Origin of the sequence: Halosolutus gelatinilyticus, assembly GCF_023028105.1 — an archaeon.
In the GTDB taxonomy this organism is placed as follows: domain Archaea; phylum Halobacteriota; class Halobacteria; order Halobacteriales; family Natrialbaceae; genus Halosolutus; species Halosolutus gelatinilyticus.
Map to the genome: position 1 here is coordinate 1,310,394 of NZ_CP095491.1, position 18,677 is coordinate 1,329,070.

Genomic DNA, 18,677 nt, shown 5'->3' on the forward strand with positions numbered 1-18,677 from the left:
ATGTTACCGCCTGCTGGTGCGCCGTTTCACGACGGAGTGCGAATCCGTCGTCCGAGGGAAACCGCCGCTCGCGTCAGTCGTCCGACGGCGCCGTCGACTCGCTCGCCGTCGCAGCGTCCGCCGATTCGTCGCCGGCAAACGGGTACCACGCCTGCTTCCCGTCGGTCATGTACGGCGCCTCGAAGTCCGTCTCCTCGGGGTCGCAGAATTCGACGAGCGCTTCCGTTCCGGTCGCATCGACCCACTGGCGGAACGTCTGCCCCTCGTCACGGTGTGCGGCGAACGCCTCGAGCAGGTTCCGGATCGCGCCCGGCGCCTCGTCGGCTGGCACCCGCTGGCGGATCCACTCGACGAACGAGGGATTCTCGCCGACGCCGCCGCCGACGCCGATGTCGAACGCCTCGACCATCTCGCCGTCCTTCCTGGCGCGCATCCCCTGCAGCCCGATGTCGGCCGTCATCGCCTGACCGCAGTCCGCCGTACAGCCGGAGTAGTGCATCTTGAGTTGCGCCACGTCGTCCGGGAGGTCGACGTTCTCGTTGAACCAGCGCAGCATCCGGGCCATCCGAACCTTCGTCTCCGTGAGCGCGAGCGAGCAGAACTCGGTGCCGGTACAGGCCATCGCGCCGCGCTCGAAGACGCTCGGTTTCGGCGGATACGTCTCGAGCAGCGGTTCGTCGAACAGCGCCGCCAGATCGGCGTCCGCGACGTCGACGAGGATCGGATTCTGCCGGCGGGTGAGCCGAACCTCGCCGGAACCGTACTCGTCGGCGAGGTCGGCGAGTTCGATCGCATCCGCGGCCGAAAGCCGACCGATCGGGACGCTCAGACCGACGTAATTCCGGCCGTCGGCCTGGTCGCCGACGCCGACGTGGTCGTGGCGGCCGGCCGCGGCCGGTTTCCCGGCGTTGTACGTGTACGTCTCGCGGAGATCCGTTCCCGCGGTCCGGAGTTCAAAGTCGACGTACTCCGCCTGAAGCGTCTCGCGGATCTTCGCCATCCCCCAGTCGTCCGCGAAGAATCGAGTGCGGTTCTTCGATCGGGTCTGCCGATCGCCGTGGTCGTGGTAGAGTTCGACGAAGCCGCGGCCGACCTCGTAGGCGTTTTCGGGCCGAACGAAGACGTCGAGCGGCGTCGCAGCGCGCGGCTGGCGGCCACCGAGACCGCCGCCGACGCGGACGTTGAATCCTCGCACCGCCTCGCCGCCGATCTCCTTCGTCGCCGGCTCGAACCCGATGTCGTTGATCGAGTCCTGGGCGCAGCCGACCGCACAGCCGGTCACGCTGATGTTGAACTTCCGGGGCATGTTCGCGAGCGCGTCGTCACCCCGCAGCTCCTCCTGAAAGCGTTCGAGCAGCGGCCCGGACTCGACGAACTCCTCGGCCTTCCCGTGGAGCGGACAGCCCGAGATGTTGCGCATCGTGTCGCCGCCGGCCGATCGAGAACTGACGCCGACGGACTCCAGCTTCTCCCAGATTTCGGGGACGTCTTCGAGTTCGACCCAGTGCAGTTGGATCGACTGCCGAGTCGTCAGATCGATCCAGCCGTTGCCGAACTCGGGGTTTTCGACCGGTCCGGTCGCGTAGTCGCGGGCGACCTCGGCGATCGCCCGGAGCTGTCCCGGCTCCAGGATGCCGCTCGCGTTCGTCAGGCGCATCATGAAATACGACTCCTGGCCGTCGCGCTGGTGGAACAGCCCCCAGAACTTGAACCGGGTGAACCACTCGTCGTACTCTTCCTCGGAGATCGACTCGAACCCCGTCTCCGCGAAGTCGAGTATGTGCTCGCGAACCTCGTCGCCGTAACAGCCCTCCTTGTACGTCTCCTTCTTATGCGCCATCGAGCACCACCCGGTCCCCGTTCGACCGATCGTGACTAAACCCTGGTTTTTTGCTGCCGAATATCTCGTAATTCACGTTACACACCCACATTTCCACGCAATATAATCCTAATCGTTTACAAATACCCAATTATTAGTCGATTCTGGCGCCGTGCGTGAGATGTTCAATCGGCTCTAGTCTGTATTAGGACGGTGACGAGCAGTCGATCCGAAGAACGTGGACGATCGAGGGAGACGATCGCGAACCCAGAAACGTCGATCGTTCGCGCTTGACGACCGGTTCCCGAGAGCGCAATGAACGACGGTGACGGCGGCGAAGTCCGGAGTCAGTCGCCGGCCGACGCCGCGATCGGCCGGTCGCCGGACCGACGGGGCGGCTCGAACCGGACCGCACACTGCTTGACGTTCGGCTCCTTCGATCGCGGATCGACCGCGGGGAGCGTGAGGTCGTTGACCGCGGAGTGGTGGATCGGCAGCCAGACCACGCCGTCGGGGATCGACGGGTCCGACTCGATCCGAACGGTGACCGATCCGCGGCGGGAAACCACGCGGCCGTACCGGCGATCGGCGTCGGATTCGTGCTCGGACGCGGAATCGCTCCCCGCCGATCGTCCCTCGGCCTCGAAGACCGGCGCGAACGCGGCGACCGTCGCGGGACCGACGCGGGCGATCGGCGGCTCCGCCTCGCGGGTGCGAACGCCCGTGTTGTAGGCGTCCGGCCGCCGCGCCGTCGTCAGCGCGAGGGGGTACTCCTCGTCGGTCGGCTCCGGGAGCGGACGCGCGTCGGCGCCGGAGAACCGAGCGCGACCGGAGGGTGTCGGGAACGTCCACGTCGGCTCGGAGCCTTCCGCATCGCTCCCCTCATAGTATCGATACCCCCCAGAGACGTCGGGCGCCGGCGCCGGCCAGCGGACCGCGATTTCGGAATCGAGCCGATCGTGACTGATCCCCGAGAGATCGGCGGGCGTCCCCGCGGTCAGCGCCGCGAGCTCGTCGAAGACGGCCGCCGGCGTGCACGGGCCGTCGAACGGTCCGGGCGCGAGCCGATCGCCGATCGCGCGGATCCACTCGAGATCCGTCCGAATCCCGGCGGGCGTCTCCGTTGCGGCGCGAACGCGGGAGACGGTCCGCTCCATGTTCGTGACCGTGCCCTCGGACTCACCCCACGTCGCGGCCGGCAACACGACGTCGGCCAGTTCGACCGTCTCGCTGCGGAAGGCGTCCTGCACGACGAGGAACGCGTCGGCGAGTTTCTCGCGGGCGCGGGTCGCGTCGGGGAGCCCCGCGGCGGGGTTCGTCGCGACCGCGTACACGGCCTCGACGTCGTCGCCGATCGCGTCGACGATCCCGACCGGGCCGGGACCCGGGTCGTCGGGAAGTCGCGAGCGAGGGACGTCCCACGCGTCGGCCACTCGCTCGCGGTGGTCCGGATCCGTAAAGGGGCGGTGGCCGGGCCAGGTCCCCTTCGACGAACAGACCCGCGTTCCCATCGAGTTCGCCTGCCCGGTCAGCGAGAACGGCCCCGAACCGGGGCGCAGGTTGCCCGTCGCGAGGCAGAGGTCGATCAACGCGCCCGCCATCGCCGTGCCGTTGACGCTCTGGTTGACGCCCATCCCCCAGTAGACGAGCGCGGGATCCTCGAGCGCCGCGGCGAGTCGATCGACGTCGTCCGGAAAGACGCCCGCAGTTTTCGCTGCCGCGGCCGCGTCGGGGAGTTTCTGCCGGAGGGAGTCGAACCCGTCGGTCGCCTCGGCCACGAACGTCTCGTCGACCCGATCGGTGTCGACGACGCGCGCGAGGACGGCCCGCGCGAGCGCGAGATCCTGTCCCGGATCGGGCGCGACGTGGCGATCGGCCTCGTCGGCCGTCTCGGTCGCGATCGGATCTACGACGAGCAGTTCGGAGTCCGCTTCGGTGGCCGACTGGCGGATCCACCGGAACATGACCGGGTGGGCGGCGGCCGGATTCGCCCCCCAGACGAGGTGGGTCTTCGCGTCGGGGATATCGTCGTAGGTCGGCGGCGGCGCGTCGCTCCCGAAGGCGTCGTAGTAGGCGGTGACGGCCGAGGCCATACACAGCGTCGTGTTGGCGTCGTAGTGCCGGGTGCCGATACCGCCGCGGGCGAGTTTGCCGAGCGCGTAGGCCGCCTCGTTGGTCTGCTGGCCGCTGCCGAGGACGGCGACCCGATCGCGCCCGCCCTCGAGCGCGGCGCCGAGTCCGGCGGCGGCCCGTTCGAGGGCGGTCTCCGGCGTCGTCGGGACGAGTTCCCCGTCGCGGCGGACGAGCGGCCGGGTCAGCCACTCGCCTCCGGGATCGGCGGTCTCGCTGACGCCGCGCTGGCAGGCCAGTCCCCGGTTGACGGGATGGGCGGCGTCGCCCCGGACGACGTCGAGGCCGTACCCCCGGTCGACGCCGCGTTGGACGTGGCCGCAGCCGACCGCACACCGCACGCACGTGGTCGGAACGAGATCGGTCACGGACGACACCTCCGCGAGGGACGGACGGATAGGACGGACACGGACCGCGGTTTACAACCGTACCGCACGGTGTCAAATTTGGACGATAGCATCCACTTTTTCACGGCATCACGAAACGTACGAGGGAACTAAACCGTAATCGTTTACAAACTACGCTTTTCTAGATTCGATCTACTAGCTCCCGGTGATATACGGTCGGATAGGGAGAATATAAGGTCGGGAAATCGGCAGCAGGAGCGTCCGATCGAACGAACGTCTACGGCGGTGAACGGATCGCCAGCGCGACACGCGGAGATTCGGATCCCTGATCGGCGAACTGGAAGCGGCGGACATTGCGCAGGCAGCGCGACGAGCGAGCGCCGGAACGCACGGACGCGGCGGAGGTTACTCCCTGCCGACCCACTTCAGAATCAGCAGCGTTCCCTCGAACAGCGCGATCATCGTCACTGCGACGAGGATCGGCGCCATACCGGTCGGGTCGAACGCGAACATGAACGCGAGGCCGCCGAACGCCGCCCAGAAGTACAGCCGCTTCTGTGCGAGCCAGCGGCGGGTCGTCACGCCCATCATGATCGCGAGCATGATGAACAGCGGAATCTGGAAGACGATCGCGAGCAGGCCCGTCAGCGTGATGATCATGTCGAACGTCTCGCCGAGCGCGTAGGCGATGTTGGCGCTTCCCTCCGCGTAGTAGGTGAAGTACCGAAAGAGGATGGGCAACACCAGGAAGTACGAAAACAGCATGCCGATCGCGCCGAGCACGACGCTCGTCGGCACCGCCGCGAGGTAGTACTTGCGCTCGTGGGGGTACAGCCCCGGCCGCATGAACAGGTAACACTCGTAGACGAACGCCGGCAGCGCCACCATGATCCCCAACAGCGCGGAGACCTTGATCCGGGTTAGCCACAGTTCGAGCGGGTGGTAGACGTGCGGCGGCGGCACCTCCGCTTCCGCGTAGGGAAAGACGTTGTGCCAGACGTGGTCGATCGCTTGCGACGCGCCAAGCAACCCGATCGCGGTCCCGGCGGAGCCGATGAGCAACACGACCGCCAGCCGGAGGATCATCTCCTCGATGTGATCGGCCAGCGGCATCTCCTCGTCGTCCGGCGGCGTCGAGATCCCGCCGACATCGTCGTCGGGGTCGGGGTAACTCGGTTCTCGCCGTTCGGGCTCGCCGTGATCGACGACGCCCTCGCCGTCGGTCCGCGTTTCGGGCGCGTCGTCGGCCGCATCGGAATCGGCGGTAGATGCGTGAGAATCGTCGTCCCGCGGCGCCTCCCGTGGCTCGTCGGCGTCGGCGGCGTTCTCATCTGCTCCCGGCTCGTCCGACATCTAGCGCGATATAAATACCCCGGCGGTTATAGGCCTTTTTCTTACGGACACTGTGTAGTGCTGACAAGGGCCGATTTCCCGGCGGCCGCGGTTCCTCGGGTTGCGGTACTCGAAAGGTTGATAACCGGATATCAGTTACCAATGAACAGTCAATGAGTTCTGCCGTCGACGAGGACACGGCCCGAGCTATCAACACTGGTCGCGAAACTCTCGGTGCGCTGCTTTCGAGCGTTCAAACGCACCTCCAGAAGGTGTTCATCGTCTTCGTCATCGGCTTCCTCGGTTCCTTCTACGCGCTTCGCATGTTCATCTGGGGCTTCCTCGAAGCGACCGCGAAGGCGGAGATGGGTCCCCTCGTCCGGGACTCTACGGAGATCATCACCCGCACGCCGTTCGAGGTGATCCTCCTGCAGGCGAAGATCGGGATGTTTGTGGGAGTCATCGTCGCCATTCCGGCCCTGTTGTACCTCTCCCGGGATACGCTACGCCAGCGCGGATTCACGAGCGCCGTCCCGATCTCGAAGTCCTACGCGGCCGCCTTCGTGCTCGTGTCGGTCACCCTCTTCACGGGCGGCATCGTCTACGCCTACGGCGTCTTCTTCCCCTACGTGTTCGACTTCCTCGCCGGGAACGCCGTCAAAGCCGCCGTCAAACCCAGCTTCGGCATCACCGAGTTCACCGAGTTCATCGCGCTCCTGACGATCTCGTTCGGCCTCGCGGCCCAGCTTCCGCTGTTGATGGGCGTGCTCGCGTACACCGAGATCGTCCCCTACGAGACCTTCCGCGACAAGTGGCGCCACGCGATGGTCGGCATCGCCGTCTTCGGCGCGCTCTTCTCGCCGCCCGATCCGTTCACGCAGATCATGTGGGCGCTGCCGATGGCCGCCCTCTACGTCTTCAGCCTCGGCCTCGCGAAGGTCGTCACCAACACCCGTCGTCGCGGCGCGGCTGACGGTCCCGGCGACGGAACGGCCCTCATCAAGAAGCGCGTCCTCCAGTTCGGCGGTGTGATCGCGATCCTGACCGCAGCCGCGACCGCGGCCGTCAATCGGGGCGGGTTCGACTACCTCCGGGAGTCGGTCTATCCGGCGTTTCCGAGCGCAATCCGGCCGAGTGGAACGGGCGGCCTCGAGGCGATCGCCGTCGAGCACGGCCTGCTCGGCGAGATCGCCGTCGGCCTGATCGTCGCGCTCCTGGTCGGACTGGTCGTCCTGCTGGGCTATACGCTTCGAGTGCTCCAGCGGCCGGTCTACCCGCGCGAGGGCGACATCCGGACGGCGGACGACCCGGACGACGTCGACTTCGAGACGCTGGAAGCCGACGACGTCGAAGACGTGCCCACGGCCGTGTTCCTCAACATGGGGGAAGAGGAGGCTCTCGAGTACTCCCGGCAGGCGATGTACGACGACGATCGGGACAAGGCGCAGGCGATCCTCAACCGCTTCGATCGGCTGCAGGAGCAGGCGGCCGACGACGGATCGGGCGACGGCTCCGGCAGCGCGGCAAGCGCGGGCGGAAGCGGGGCGACAGCGGCGGACGAGGAGGAAGGCAACGTCGTCGCGAGCACCGCCGCCGGAATGCTCGATCCGTTCACCGAGGACGAGACCACCGAAGACGACATCGGCGGCTACGCCTACGACATCGCCTTCATCCTCAACAGTCTGACCTCGAAGGTGTTCCGCATCGTCGGGGTGTTCATGCTCGTCATGGGCGGGACCTTCTTCTGGCTCTACCAGGGCGGCCTGGGTAACGTCCTCATGATCTTCCTCAACCGGCTCCCCGACCACGTCTTGGAGGAGGTCGCGACGCGAAACAACGTCGACCTGTCCGAGATCCACTCCCTCAACGAACTCATCATGGAGATGGATATCGTCATCGCGCTCCACCCGGTCGAGGTGCTGATCTTCGAGGTGAAGGTGAGCACGCTCGCCGCGATCGTCACCGTCCTCCCCATGGTGCTGTACTACGCCTGGCCCGCCGCCAAGGAGCGCGGGCTGGTTTACGGCGATCGGCGTGTGTTCGTCGTCTGGGGCGGCTCGCTGTTCGCCGGCTTCGCGTTCGGAACCTACCTCGGGTTCTTCTGGGTCGCGCCGGCGGTCATCTCCTACCTCGTCGCGGATGCGATCAGCAACGGGATGGTCGTCTCCTACCGCATCAGCAGCTTCTTCTGGTTGGTGATCTTCACGACCGTCGGCATCGGCTTTCTGTTCAACATCGTCGTGACGATGGCGCTGTTTCACGTCGGTGGCATCGTCAACTACCGCACGATGCTGCGCCGGTGGCGCCCGGTCGTCGTCGGCATCTTCACGGTGGCGGCCTTCCTCAGCCCGAAGGGCATCCTGACGATGCTGCTGTTCGCGATCCCGATCGCGCTGACCTACATGCTCGGACTCGCCGTGCTGTACGTGCTCACCGGCGGCGGACGGCTCCTCGGCGGCGGCGGGGGCGGCGAGGCCGAAGCCAGCGTCGCTACCGAGTGACGCCGGCCCGGTCGGGACCCCGCTCGAAACGACCACCTTATCCGGGTTCGGCGCCATTTTCTCACTACGGATCGGAAATCTCAGATGACGTCGACGGACCAAACGGAATCGATCGCGAGGACGCTACTTGGGAGCAAGTGGAAACCTCGGTTAATCGTCGCGCTCGCGACCGACGGAAAGACCGGGTTCGGAGCGCTCAAGCGCGATCTCGACGGCATTTCGAACAAGGTCCTCTCGACGAACCTCGAGGAACTCGTCGAGTACGGCGTCGTGAACAGAGACGTCATCCAGGAGCACCCGCGGCGAGTCGAGTACGAACTCACCACCGCCGGCTTCGAACTGTACGCGATCCTCGGATCGATGACCGCCTGGGATAGCGCCCACATCGAGGGTGAGGGCTTGCCGACGGTGTTGCTGGCCGACGACGATCGGCGCCTGCTCGAGTTGTTCTCGGTCTGGCTGGCGGCGGAGTACGACGTGATAACCACGTCGAACGGACGCGACGCGCTCCACCTGCTGGATGACTCGATCGACGTCGCGATCTTCGATCGTAACATGCCGGAGTTGCGCGGCGAAGAGGTGGCCGCCGCCATCGAGATCGAGCGTCGGCCGCCGACCGCCATCCTCACGTCGAAGCAGGTATCCCCGGCTGACGTCTCGTTGCCGGCGGATCTCCTGTTGCAAAAACCGATCACGAAGACCGAACTCCACGACGCGATCGAGGAACTCCGCCGACTCGACGACGAGTCGCCGATCGCTCGCGACGTCCTGGCCCGGAAGCGACGGCTCGACTTCGTCGAGACGCACCTCGGATCGGTAGTGACGACCACACCGCCGTACCGAACGGCGGAGGCCGAACTGGAGCGGATCGAAGCCGAGCGCGCGGCCGCGCTCGAAGCGCGCGAACCGTGGCGCAAAGCGCTCGGGTCGAGCGCGAACGAATCGGGCGCCGACGAACGCGAGGAGTGAGCGGCGGTCGCGGACGCCCCGTCCGCGACTCGAGGAGAGGGTTTTGTAACTGCGGCGCCTTTCGACGGTATGAAAACCGTATCGTCCGATCAGTACGCGGTGTTACTCGCCGAGGACGACGAGGATCAGACGTGGCTGTACCGAGCGATGATGAACCAAACGACGGCGATCGAAGGGGCGGTTCCGTCGTTCGCGACCGAGACGGCCGGAACGCTCGAAGAGGTCACGGCCGCGCTCGGGGATGCGGATCCGGCCGTCGATCTGGTTCTCCTCGACCTGAACCTGCCCGACTCCTCGGGACTCGAGACGCTGGAGGCGGTGCTCGACGAAACCGACGTCCCGGTAGTCGTCCTGACCGCCATGGACAACGACACGATCGGACGGACGGCGGTCGAGCGGGGAGCGCAGGACTTTCTCGTCAAAGACCACGTGACGCCGCGGCTGCTCACGCAGACGGTCATCTACGCCATCGAGCGGACGAGACAGCTCGCCGAACTCAAACGACAGCGCCGCGAGTTGGCGGTGTTGAACTGGTTGATCCGCCACGAGATCAGGGACGACGCGGCGGTCGTCCTGGGGTGGGCCGCCGGCCTGTCGCCGTCGGATCCCGGCGAAGAACGGATCGTCTCGCGAATCGTCGAGGCGAGCGACCACATCGTCGGGCTGACCGAGTCGGTCGGCGCGTTCGTCCAGGCCCTCGAAAAGCCCGACGGCGACCTGACGTCGGTCGATCTCGCGTCCGTCCTCCGCGAAGAGGTCGATCGGCTCGAGCAGCGGCATCCGGACGTCGCCGTGGCGCTGGAGGGCGCCGACGACGCGGTGACGGTTCGAGCCGATCGCTTCCTCACCGCGGTCGTTCGAACGCTCCTGTCGAACGCGGTCGGCCACGCCGACGACGAGTCGCCCGAAGTGGAGATCGCGTTCGTCACCGACGAGCGCGAGGACCGAACGACCGGCGGCGATCCGCTGCTCGGGATCGCGGTATCGGACAACGGATCGCCGAGTTCGTCGCGTCCGCGACGCTCCGCTGCCGACCGGGATTTCACGGCGACGGAGTTCGACGACGATGCCGAACTGTACCTCGTCCACCTGTTCGTCGATCGGTACGGCGGTCGACTCGAGGTCGAGCGCGATCGAGCGGGCAGACCGACCGCCCGCGTGCTCCTCGAGCCCGGCGACTGACGCCGAGCCCCCGCCGGCTGCCGGACTGGTAGCTCGTCACCAGGGTGCTGCTGGGTCGCTACTCGACAACTGTCACGTCGAACTTCCCGCGCCAGCGGTAGCGCCGGCCGCCCCAGACGAACGTCCGGCGGACGAGCCCGTACAAAACGAGGGGGACGAACACGAACAGCGCCGGGTAGGCCAGCACTGCCGTCCACCGGCGGACGCCCAGGACCTCGTTGACGGCGAGGTGCAGCACCGTCAGGGCTACCGCCGCAGGGAGCGGGGCCAGGGCCGTCCCTGCAAGGACGAGCAGCGAGACGAGCCATGTTCCGGTGATGGCACCGGGAAAATGCCACCGGAGAATCTGCGTCCACCGGACCGGGCGCTCGACCGCCTCGTGGATGGACCCCCCGATCGGGACGATGCGCGTCCGACCAACATTCGTTACCTGGAGGTACTCCATGAGGAGGCCGTCGTCGCTGACGGTTCGCCGAAGTTCGTCGAGAAATGCGGCCTCGTTGATGTCGCCTCGGTCGAACATGACCACACCACCCCAGATCTGGTTGCCGAGGTAGAGGGGCAGCGAGCCAGCCGCGGCGTACAGCGGTTCGAGCAGCACCGACAGTGGGTCCTGCCCGACGAAGTACGGCACCTCCGAAACCGGTCCGTGTTTCTCATAGTCCGTGCTGAGGGTCGCCAGCCAGTCCGGGGGGTGGTGGAAGTCGTCGTCCGTCCAGATAAGACGGTCGTGGCGCGCGGCCTCCATCCCGGTAGCGATGGCGTTGGCCTTCCCTGAACAGCCCTCCGGCTCGCCGGCGGCGACGAGCCGGATGCCCTCAGGGTGGTCTTCCCAGCCGGCGACGGGGTCGTCCTCGCCGTCGTGGATGACCAGAAGTTCGTCACCGTCGCCAAGTTGGGCGGCCAGTTCCGCGCAGGCGTCGGTCCACCTCGTCGTCGGCAAGATAATACTCGTCGGCGGCCGGTCAGACATGACAGTTATCCCTCCTCGACAGGGGGCGATGAGTGCGCTGCCGGTGATCCATGGACGCTTATAGTCACTACTTTTGCTGCAGCGCCCCATCGCTGGTACATGCGCTACGTTACCGTCGTGGCCTACCCCGACGAAAGGGGAATCAACCGGCTCGACCGGCGGGTCAACGAGCTCGGCCTGGCGTACCGGGCCATCCACCGCATGGAACTCCTCGCCGACGACACCGTCGCGATGTTCGCCGAGTGTCGCGGCGACATCGAGGAGCTCCGTCGGATCCTGTCGGAGTCGCCGGAGGTCTTCGAGTTCTCGATCACCGGCGACGATGCCGGGTTCTTCGCTTACACGCGCTACGCGGCGGACGACCTGACCCGGATGCTCATGGAGGGCCGGCGCGAGTCGTCCTACCTGATCGACATGCCAGTCGAGCACACCGACGACGGCGGCCTCCGCGTGACCTACATCGGTACGGAGGCGGCCTTCGCCGACGCGCTCTCCGAGCAGCCGGACGGCGTTAGGGTCGAGGTCGAGCGGACCGGCCCGTACACGCCTGGCCCCCGCCACGTCATTTCCCAGTTGACCGGGCGCCAGCGCGAGGTGCTCGAAGCGGCGGTCGACCTCGGCTACTACCGCGAACCCCGCGAGGCGACCCACGACGAGATTGCGGCGGCGATCGGGCTCTCCGAGACGACCGTCGGCGAGCACCTCCGGAAGATCGAGGCGACCGTGTTCTCGTCGCTCAACATCGGCGCCACTGATCGGTGATGCGACCGGCCGTCTCGGAACACTCCTGCTTCGGTCCGTTGCATTCTCGCCTGCGACTGGCTCGTGAACACCGCTCTTATTGGCAAAGTCCGACGTCCGTTGGGCTTTTATTGGATTACCGTGGATATGAATAAGAGAATACTATGAGAGGGGTTGGCAGCATAGACAGGATTCACACCGTCCGATTACACCGATTCAAATCTGATGGGATTATACCGGTGTTCTAATTATGCCGAAAATCAGCGTCGAAATCCCGCAGGAACTCCTCGACGACCTCGACGAGCACGTCGGCGACGACGGGAAGTTCGTCAACCGCAGCGACGCGATTCGCGCCTCGATCCGGAAAACGCTGGACATCTTGGACGAGATCGACGATCGACACGATCGACTCGAAGCGAAGGAGTAGTGAGAGTAATTTCCAAAAACAATTATATGCGTTGCGGAGAGTGTCGTCGACAATGACAGCAACCGGTGATCAACGTGACGGAGCGCGGCCCGAGACGATCGAGCTTCCCGCGACGGAGGCGACCCAGCGCGCGCTCCACGAGGCGACCGGCCACCTCTACGACGAACTCGCGGTGGCAGCCGAGGAAACGGCGTCCGAGCGAGAACAGCTTCCCGACGCCGTCTTCGAGGCGATCGAATCGCTCTACGTGGCGACGGCCGAAGAATCGGTCTCGCGCGTCGAGATCAGCTACGAACGCATCGACTAGTCCCGATCGAGTCGACGCGCGAACCCGAAGTTCGGTTTGACGTCCTCGACGCGAACGCGGACGGTCTCGCCTTCCTCGGCGTCCGGGACGAACAGCCGGTAGCCGTCGACCGACGCGATCCCGTCGCCTTCGGTGCCGACGTCGATGATTTCGACCTCGGGTTCGTCGCCCGCCCGTACCGGCGCCGTGAGCCGCCCCTTGCCGATCAAGTAGAGCTCCGAGGATTCGTCGCGGGAGGCGTTGGGGGAGGTCGCGCGGACGTACTGGAACTCCGCCTCGACGTCGGCCCGGTACTCGTCGACGTCCGGCCCCTCGAACACCTTTACGACGAAGTCCCCGCCCGTGTCGAGGAGGGAAAGCGCCGTCTCGAACGCCTGGCGCGCGAGGTGCAGCGATCGGGCCTGGTCGAGCGAGTACTCGCCGGACATGTTGGGCGCCATGTCCGAGATCACCGCGTCCGCGGGCCCGCCGGCCCGCTCTGGACTGGCGGCGGTAGCCGCCCCGTCGACCGTGCCGTCCGCGGCGTCGATGACCCGATCGCGCGTTCGCTCCTGGGTCATGTCGCCGCGGATCGTCTCGATCCGATCGTTCACGTCGGGGTCGTCGAAGTCCTTGATCCGCTGGAGGTCGACGCCGATCACGGTTCCCCTCGGGCCGACCTTTTCGGCGGCGACCTGGAGCCAGCCGCCGGGCGCGGCCCCGAGGTCGACGACCGTGTCCCCGCGATCGATGACGTTCTCTAACTCGTCGAGCTGTTTGAGTTTGTACGCGGCGCGGGAGCGGTACCCTTCTTGCTTGGCCTTGTTGTAGTAGTGGTCCTTTCGTGCCATGGTTACGAAGACGCCGCCGGCTCGCCCCGATCGGCGGCTCGATCGATCGCCGTCGCGGGCGACCCCGGCTCGGTCATGGTCCGATGGAGGGGATCGGTGCTGAAAGGGTTGACGTACTCGGGCCGCGCGCCGCGGCGCCGCGACCGTCGTCCGACACTACCCCGAGAGATCGGCCCGCCGCAACAGTTGCGCGTTGACCGCGACGATTACCGTACTCGCAGACATGAGGATTGCGCCGATCGCGGGCGAGAGCAGGATGCCGATCGGGGCGAGGATCCCCGCCGCCAGGGGGAGCGCGAACACGTTGTAGCCGGCCGCCCAGACGACGTTCTCCTGCATCTTTCGGTAGCTCTTCCGGCTGAGACGCACGAGTTTTGCGACGTCGCGCGGGTCGTTCTCGACGAGCACCACGTCGGCCGATTCGACGGCGACGTCGGTGCCGGACCCGATCGCGATCCCAACGTCGGCGCGGGTGAGCGCGGGGGCGTCGTTGACGCCGTCGCCGACCATCGCGACGAGGTTCCCCTGCTCCTGGAGCGAGACGATCTTCTCGTCTTTGTCCCCGGGCAACACCTCAGCGAACACGGTGTCGATGCCGAGTTCGTCGGCGACGGCGCGGGCGACGTCCTCGCTGTCGCCGGTCAGCATCGCGACCTCGATGCCCATCCCCTGCAAGGCGTCGATCGCCTCGAAACTCGGGTCGCGGATCACGTCCGCCAGCGCGATCGCGCCGACGACCCGCTCGCCGCGGAGCGCGTAGACGACGCCCTCGCCTCGATCACCGGCCTCGCGGGCGAAGTGCCCGAGTTCGGGCCCGGGTTCGACGTCGAGGTATCGAAGCAGGTTGGGACCACCGACGAAGACCGTCCGTCCGTCCCGATCGCGGGGTTCACTTTCGCCGGTCGATCCGCCGGCGCCGCCGGAGGTCGCGACCGGAACCGCGTCCCGTTCGATCGTCGCCCGAACTCCTCGCCCTTCGAGCGCCTCGAACCCTTGCACGTCGGGGACGGACAGGTCGCGGCCCCGCGCTTCGTCGCGGATCGCCTCCGCGATCATGTGTTCGGAGTCGCCCTCGGCGGCAGCCGCGAGCGTCAGGACGTCGTCCTCGGTCCAGCCATCGATCGGTTCGACCGCGACGACGCCCTGCTCGCCCGCCGTGAGTGTCCCGGTCTTGTCGAAGACGACGGTATCGAGATCGCGCGCCTCCTCCATCGCGATCCGATCGCGGACGAGGATCCCGTTCCGGGCGGCCATCGAGGTGTTGATCGCCACGACGAGTGGGACGGCCAGGCCCAGCGCGTGCGGGCAGGCGATGACGAGGACGGTGACGACGCGTTCGACTACCGGCAGGCCGAAACCGGCGGCGGCGGTCCAGGCGACGGCCGTGATCGCCGCGACGGAGAGCGCCGCGTAGAACAGCCACCCCGCGGCCCGATCGGCGAGTACCTGCGTCCGCGATCGGCTCTCCTGGGCCTCCTCGACGAGTCGCATGATCCCCGAGAGGGTCGTCTCGTCGCCGGTCGCCGAAATTCTGACGCGGAGGCTACCGTCCCGGTTGGTCGTGCCGCCGATCACCTCGTCGCCGGGTTCCTTCTTGACGGGCTTCGACTCCCCGGTGATCATCGACTCGTTGACGTTCGACTCGCCCGCCTCGACGATCCCGTCGGCGGGGACGTTCGATCCGGGCCGGACGAGGACGAGGTCGCCCGCCCGGAGGTCGTCGACGGACACCTCCTCGATTTCGCCGTCGTCGCGTTCGTTGCGCTCTCTGCCCTCGTCTCCGTCCCTGCCTTCCGCGATTCGCTCGGCCGTGTCCGGCAGCAGTTCGGCGAGTTCGTCGAGCGCACCCGAGGCCCGCCTGACGGACCGCATCTCGATCCAGTGGCCCAACAGGAAGATGACGATCAGCGTTACGAGTTCCCAGAAGAACGGCTCGCCGATCGCGAACAGCACGGCCGCGAGGCTGTAGGCGAACGCGACGGTGATCGCCAGCGAGATGAGGAGCATCATCCCGGGTTCGCGGTTCCTGGCTTCGACCGCGCCCATCCGGAGGAACGGGACGCCGCCGTAGGCGAAGACGGCGACGCCGAGCACGGGCGCGACGAACTCGCTTCCCGGGACGGTCACGGCGGTAAATCCGAACCACTCCTGAAGCATCTCGCTGTAGTACAACACCGGCAGCGAGAGCGCGAGACAGACGAAAAAGCGCTTCCTGAACATCGCCTCGTGATCCGAGTGGTCGACGTGCGCGCCGTGGTCCTCGCCGCCGTCGTGTCCGTCGCCGCGTCCGTCGTCGTCGTGTGCTTCGTCGTGCCCGTCGTCTGCGTTCGCCTCGCGTTCGCCGTCCGCACCGGCGGTCTCCGAGTCACGCTCGCCGAGGTCGCGCTCCGCCCGATCGGCGCGTCGCTCGGCCGGCTCGTCCCCGGGTCCCGGCGCGCCGCGGTAGCAGTCGCAGACGCGACAGCACGGGCAGTAGTCGTCCGTCGGCGTTCGTCCTCGAGTCGACTCGGCCGTCGCGGCGGCGCCGACGCGGTCGCGGCCCGGATCAGCCATCGCGCTTCCCTTGTCCGCGAATCGCCATAGTTCTCACACGCGCAGTACGGACGACGGTCGGGACGATGGCTCCGCACCCCGCACGGGACTGCCGTTTAGAACGGACCGCTCCGATCGGCGAGCACCGCGGACCGATCGACTCAGTCGAACGCGTCGCTGACGAGCCGTCGCTCCGCCTTTCGAAGGTGTTCGCCGACCGTGCTGGGCGCACAGCCGAGGACGTCGGCGATCTCTTCGTGGCTCGTTTCGCTCGGATGCTCGTAGTAGCCCAACTCGTACGCGGTGCGAAGCACCTCGCGCTGGCGATCGGTCAGCGACCGGCCGCGGTGGACGCCGTTCCGGTAGGTGCCGACCTCGAGGACGGTAACTTCGAGCGTCGGCGGCAGCGCCTCGAAGGCGTCCGAGAGGTCCGACGGCGCCCCGACGACCGTCATCACGACGCTCTCGAGGTGAAACGTCGCCGGGAGCAGGACGACGAGGCTGTCTCGGGTGAGTCGATTGCGGAGGAGGCCGATCTCCGGCGGGGCGCGAAACCGGACGTAGGCGTAGACGACGCCATCCTCCGCGCCCGAAACGTCCCACGCCAGGACGTCGGCGTCCGCTTCGAGGACGGACCGGACCGTCTCCTCGGGGGCCTCGATCGAGAGCGCGTACGTCGGCGTGTCGGTATCCTCGACGCCGCCGGCGAGCAGGTGCACCGAATCGACGCCGTCGGCTTCGGCGAGGGTCGTGATCGGCGTCTCGGCTCCGGGCATTCCGATCCGAGCACGAACGTATTCCATCACCGGTTCGGTTCTCCGCTGTAACGTATAAACTACCGGTTCAGACCGGCAGTGAATCCAGTCATCGTCCGCGCGAACGACCGCCCATGAGCGAGGCGATACCTACGGCCGATCGACTCCCGGTGCTCGGAAGCGCGCTCGACGTTGGACGGGATCCCTTCGGATTCCTGGAAGAAGCGGCGGCGACCCACGGGCCGGTGTTTCGCGTCTCGATCCCCGGCCCCTCGTTCGTGTGCTACGCCGGCGCCGACCTGGTCGAGCGGGTGCTCGCCGGGGATCCGGATCGGTATCGCAAGGATCTCGAGAACGCGACCTGCTCGGCGAGTTGCTCGGCGAGGGGTTGCTCACCGCCCGCGGAGAGAGCTGGGAGCGCGGCCGCGAACACGTCCAACCCGCGTTCTATCCGGGTCGGCTCGAGGAGTACGCCCGGGACATGCTCGATCGCTCGGAAGCGACGGTCGCCGACTGGGAAGACGGCCAGCGGATCGACGTCTACGAGCGCGCGACCGACCTCACGCTCTCGATCGCGGCGACGACGATGTTCGGCGCCGATCGAATCGCCGAGACGGACGTGATCGCCGACGCCGCCGAGGCGATCACGACGCGGTTCGAACCCTCGCGGGTGCCCGTCGAGATCCCGCTGTGGGTGCCGACGCCGGCGCCGGCGGTATCGGCGCGCGACGGACAAACTCGACGACGTCGTCGAAGACCTCGTTCGGCGACGGCGAGAGGCGCTGAACGAGGGCGCCGAGGACGCTGCGAACGCCGACGGCGCTGCGGACGCCGGTGACGGAACCGATCTCTGTTCGGTGCTGGTGTCGGCGGGAGAAGCCGGCGCCCTGTCGGACGACGAGATCCGCGATCACCTCGTCACGATGCTCTTCGCAGGCCACGAGACCACCGCGATCGCGCTGACGTACGCGCTCGGGTTGCTCGCGACCCACCCCGACGAGCAGGAGCGCGTGCTCGAGGAGGTTCGCGGCCCGGACGAACTCTCGGCGAGAACGGCCCTCCCGCACACCGATCGCGTGGTTCGCGAAACCCTCCGTCTCTACCCGCCGGCGTACATGCTCCACCGCCAGACGACGGCGAAAGATACCGTCGCGGGATACGAGGTCCCCGCGGAGACGCGGGTCGTCCTCCCCGCGTGGGCGATCCACCGGAGCGATCGGTACTACGACGATCCCGGTGCGTTCCGGCCCGTTCGCTGGTCCCCCGAGATGCGCGAGGCCCTCCCCGAGTACGCCTACTTCCCGTTCGGCGGCGGGAAGCGCCAGTGCGTCGGCCGGCGGTTCGCTCTCCTCGAGCTCCGGCTGGCGATCGCGACGATCCTCCGATCGGTGCGACTGGAGGCGACGCCCGCGACGGAGTTGACGCCGACCGCTGCGCTCACGGCCCGTCCCGACGGGCCGGTGTGGGTGCGGATCCGCCGGTAAGCCGCTATCCGAGCGAATCCAAGTCTCACAGTTCGAACAGGGCGAGATAGATCGATAGCAGCGCCATCGTCGCCATCATCCCCGCGACGACGCGCCGCGTCGTGACCGTCCACTCGCTGATGCTTTCCGGCTCGAGTCTCCCGAGGGAGCGCAACGGGAGTCCCCGCCCGAGTGCGGAAAACCGTCACCAACTTGCGACCAGGGGAACGGTCGCGAAGACGGCGAGAGGGCCCGTTCGATCAGATCAGTTCGTCGAGGTGAGACGGTAATCAGTCGTTGGTCCGCCCTCCGCTCCGGTTCCCGGGACCGTGCGACGGATCGCTGCCAGGACCGATCCGATCGCCCGCT

15 protein-coding genes and 1 pseudogene are annotated in these 18,677 nt (G+C 67.1%); 8 read left to right on the forward strand and 8 right to left on the reverse strand.

Annotated features, from left to right (window positions below):
* Window positions 1-73: 73 nt before the first annotated feature.
* The 3 genes from MUH00_RS06650 to tatC form a co-directional block, all read right to left on the reverse strand.
* The gene (locus MUH00_RS06650; protein WP_247003240.1) at window positions 74-1,840 is read right to left on the reverse strand and encodes a nitrite/sulfite reductase; all 1,767 of its coding nucleotides are present in this window, start codon (window positions 1,838-1,840) and stop codon (window positions 74-76) included.
* A 326-nt stretch (window positions 1,841-2,166) separates the two neighbouring features.
* Window positions 2,167-4,317: an assimilatory nitrate reductase NasA gene (nasA, locus tag MUH00_RS06655; protein ID WP_247003242.1), complete on the reverse strand. Its 2,151-nt coding sequence runs from the start codon at window positions 4,315-4,317 to the stop codon at window positions 2,167-2,169.
* Between the two features lie 384 nt (window positions 4,318-4,701).
* Window positions 4,702-5,649 (reverse strand): twin-arginine translocase subunit TatC, encoded by a 948-nt coding sequence (gene tatC / locus MUH00_RS06660; RefSeq protein ID WP_247003244.1) that lies wholly within the window; start codon window positions 5,647-5,649, stop codon window positions 4,702-4,704.
* 152 nt (window positions 5,650-5,801) lie between these two features.
* On the opposite strand from tatC, the gene MUH00_RS06665 reads away from it, so the two are divergent.
* From MUH00_RS06665 to MUH00_RS06675, 3 genes are all read left to right on the forward strand, one after another.
* The gene (locus tag MUH00_RS06665; protein ID WP_247003246.1) at window positions 5,802-8,129 is read left to right on the forward strand and encodes a twin-arginine translocase subunit TatC; all 2,328 of its coding nucleotides are present in this window, start codon (window positions 5,802-5,804) and stop codon (window positions 8,127-8,129) included.
* A gap of 84 nt (window positions 8,130-8,213) precedes the next feature.
* A complete protein-coding gene (locus tag MUH00_RS06670; protein WP_247003248.1) occupies window positions 8,214-9,098 on the forward strand; it encodes a winged helix-turn-helix transcriptional regulator in 885 nt (294 codons plus the stop codon).
* A gap of 69 nt (window positions 9,099-9,167) precedes the next feature.
* Window positions 9,168-10,280 (forward strand): hybrid sensor histidine kinase/response regulator, encoded by a 1,113-nt coding sequence (locus tag MUH00_RS06675; RefSeq protein ID WP_247003250.1) that lies wholly within the window; start codon window positions 9,168-9,170, stop codon window positions 10,278-10,280.
* Window positions 10,281-10,338: 58 nt separating this feature from the next.
* Here MUH00_RS06675 and MUH00_RS06680 read toward each other — a convergent pair whose 3' ends face one another.
* Window positions 10,339-11,253: a glycosyltransferase family 2 protein gene (locus tag MUH00_RS06680; protein WP_247003252.1), complete on the reverse strand. Its 915-nt coding sequence runs from the start codon at window positions 11,251-11,253 to the stop codon at window positions 10,339-10,341.
* 99 nt (window positions 11,254-11,352) lie between these two features.
* On the opposite strand from MUH00_RS06680, the gene MUH00_RS06685 reads away from it, so the two are divergent.
* The 3 genes from MUH00_RS06685 to MUH00_RS06695 all read left to right on the forward strand — a co-directional run bounded on the left by MUH00_RS06685 (window position 11,353) and on the right by MUH00_RS06695 (window position 12,728).
* A complete protein-coding gene (locus tag MUH00_RS06685) occupies window positions 11,353-12,015 on the forward strand; it encodes a helix-turn-helix domain-containing protein (protein WP_247003254.1) in 663 nt (220 codons plus the stop codon).
* Between the two features lie 229 nt (window positions 12,016-12,244).
* Window positions 12,245-12,421 carry a ribbon-helix-helix domain-containing protein gene (locus MUH00_RS06690; protein WP_247003255.1) on the forward strand — a complete coding sequence of 59 codons (177 nt, stop codon included), beginning with the start codon at window positions 12,245-12,247 and terminating at the stop codon, window positions 12,419-12,421.
* Between the two features lie 52 nt (window positions 12,422-12,473).
* Window positions 12,474-12,728: a hypothetical protein gene (locus tag MUH00_RS06695; RefSeq protein WP_247003258.1), complete on the forward strand. Its 255-nt coding sequence runs from the start codon at window positions 12,474-12,476 to the stop codon at window positions 12,726-12,728.
* Here MUH00_RS06695 and MUH00_RS06700 read toward each other — a convergent pair.
* The 3 genes from MUH00_RS06700 to MUH00_RS06710 form a co-directional block, all read right to left on the reverse strand.
* On the reverse strand, window positions 12,725-13,558 hold the full coding sequence (locus tag MUH00_RS06700) for a 23S rRNA (uridine(2552)-2'-O)-methyltransferase (RefSeq protein WP_247003260.1): 834 nt from the start codon (window positions 13,556-13,558) through the stop codon (window positions 12,725-12,727). The two genes, MUH00_RS06695 and MUH00_RS06700, sit on opposite strands and share 4 nt — an antisense overlap.
* A 156-nt stretch (window positions 13,559-13,714) precedes the next feature.
* Complete coding sequence (locus MUH00_RS06705) at window positions 13,715-16,111, reverse strand: heavy metal translocating P-type ATPase (protein WP_247003262.1); 2,397 nt, start codon at window positions 16,109-16,111, stop codon at window positions 13,715-13,717.
* A 140-nt stretch (window positions 16,112-16,251) separates the two neighbouring features.
* Complete coding sequence (locus MUH00_RS06710; RefSeq protein WP_247003264.1) at window positions 16,252-16,893, reverse strand: helix-turn-helix domain-containing protein; 642 nt, start codon at window positions 16,891-16,893, stop codon at window positions 16,252-16,254.
* 325 nt (window positions 16,894-17,218) lie between these two features.
* On the opposite strand from MUH00_RS06710, the gene MUH00_RS06715 reads away from it, so the two are divergent.
* Together MUH00_RS06715 and MUH00_RS06720 are read left to right on the forward strand one after the other, a co-directional pair.
* Window positions 17,219-17,683 carry a cytochrome P450 gene (locus tag MUH00_RS06715; RefSeq protein WP_247003266.1) on the forward strand — a complete coding sequence of 155 codons (465 nt, stop codon included), beginning with the start codon at window positions 17,219-17,221 and terminating at the stop codon, window positions 17,681-17,683.
* Window positions 17,613-18,329, forward strand: a pseudogene (locus MUH00_RS06720) (cytochrome P450); the annotation flags it as partial. The gene MUH00_RS06715 and the pseudogene MUH00_RS06720, both read left to right, overlap by 71 nt.
* A gap of 25 nt (window positions 18,330-18,354) precedes the next feature.
* On the opposite strand, the gene MUH00_RS22840 reads toward MUH00_RS06720, so the two are convergent.
* On the reverse strand, window positions 18,355-18,483 hold the full coding sequence (locus MUH00_RS22840) for a hypothetical protein (RefSeq protein ID WP_256464808.1): 129 nt from the start codon (window positions 18,481-18,483) through the stop codon (window positions 18,355-18,357).
* Window positions 18,484-18,677: the final 194 nt, after the last annotated feature.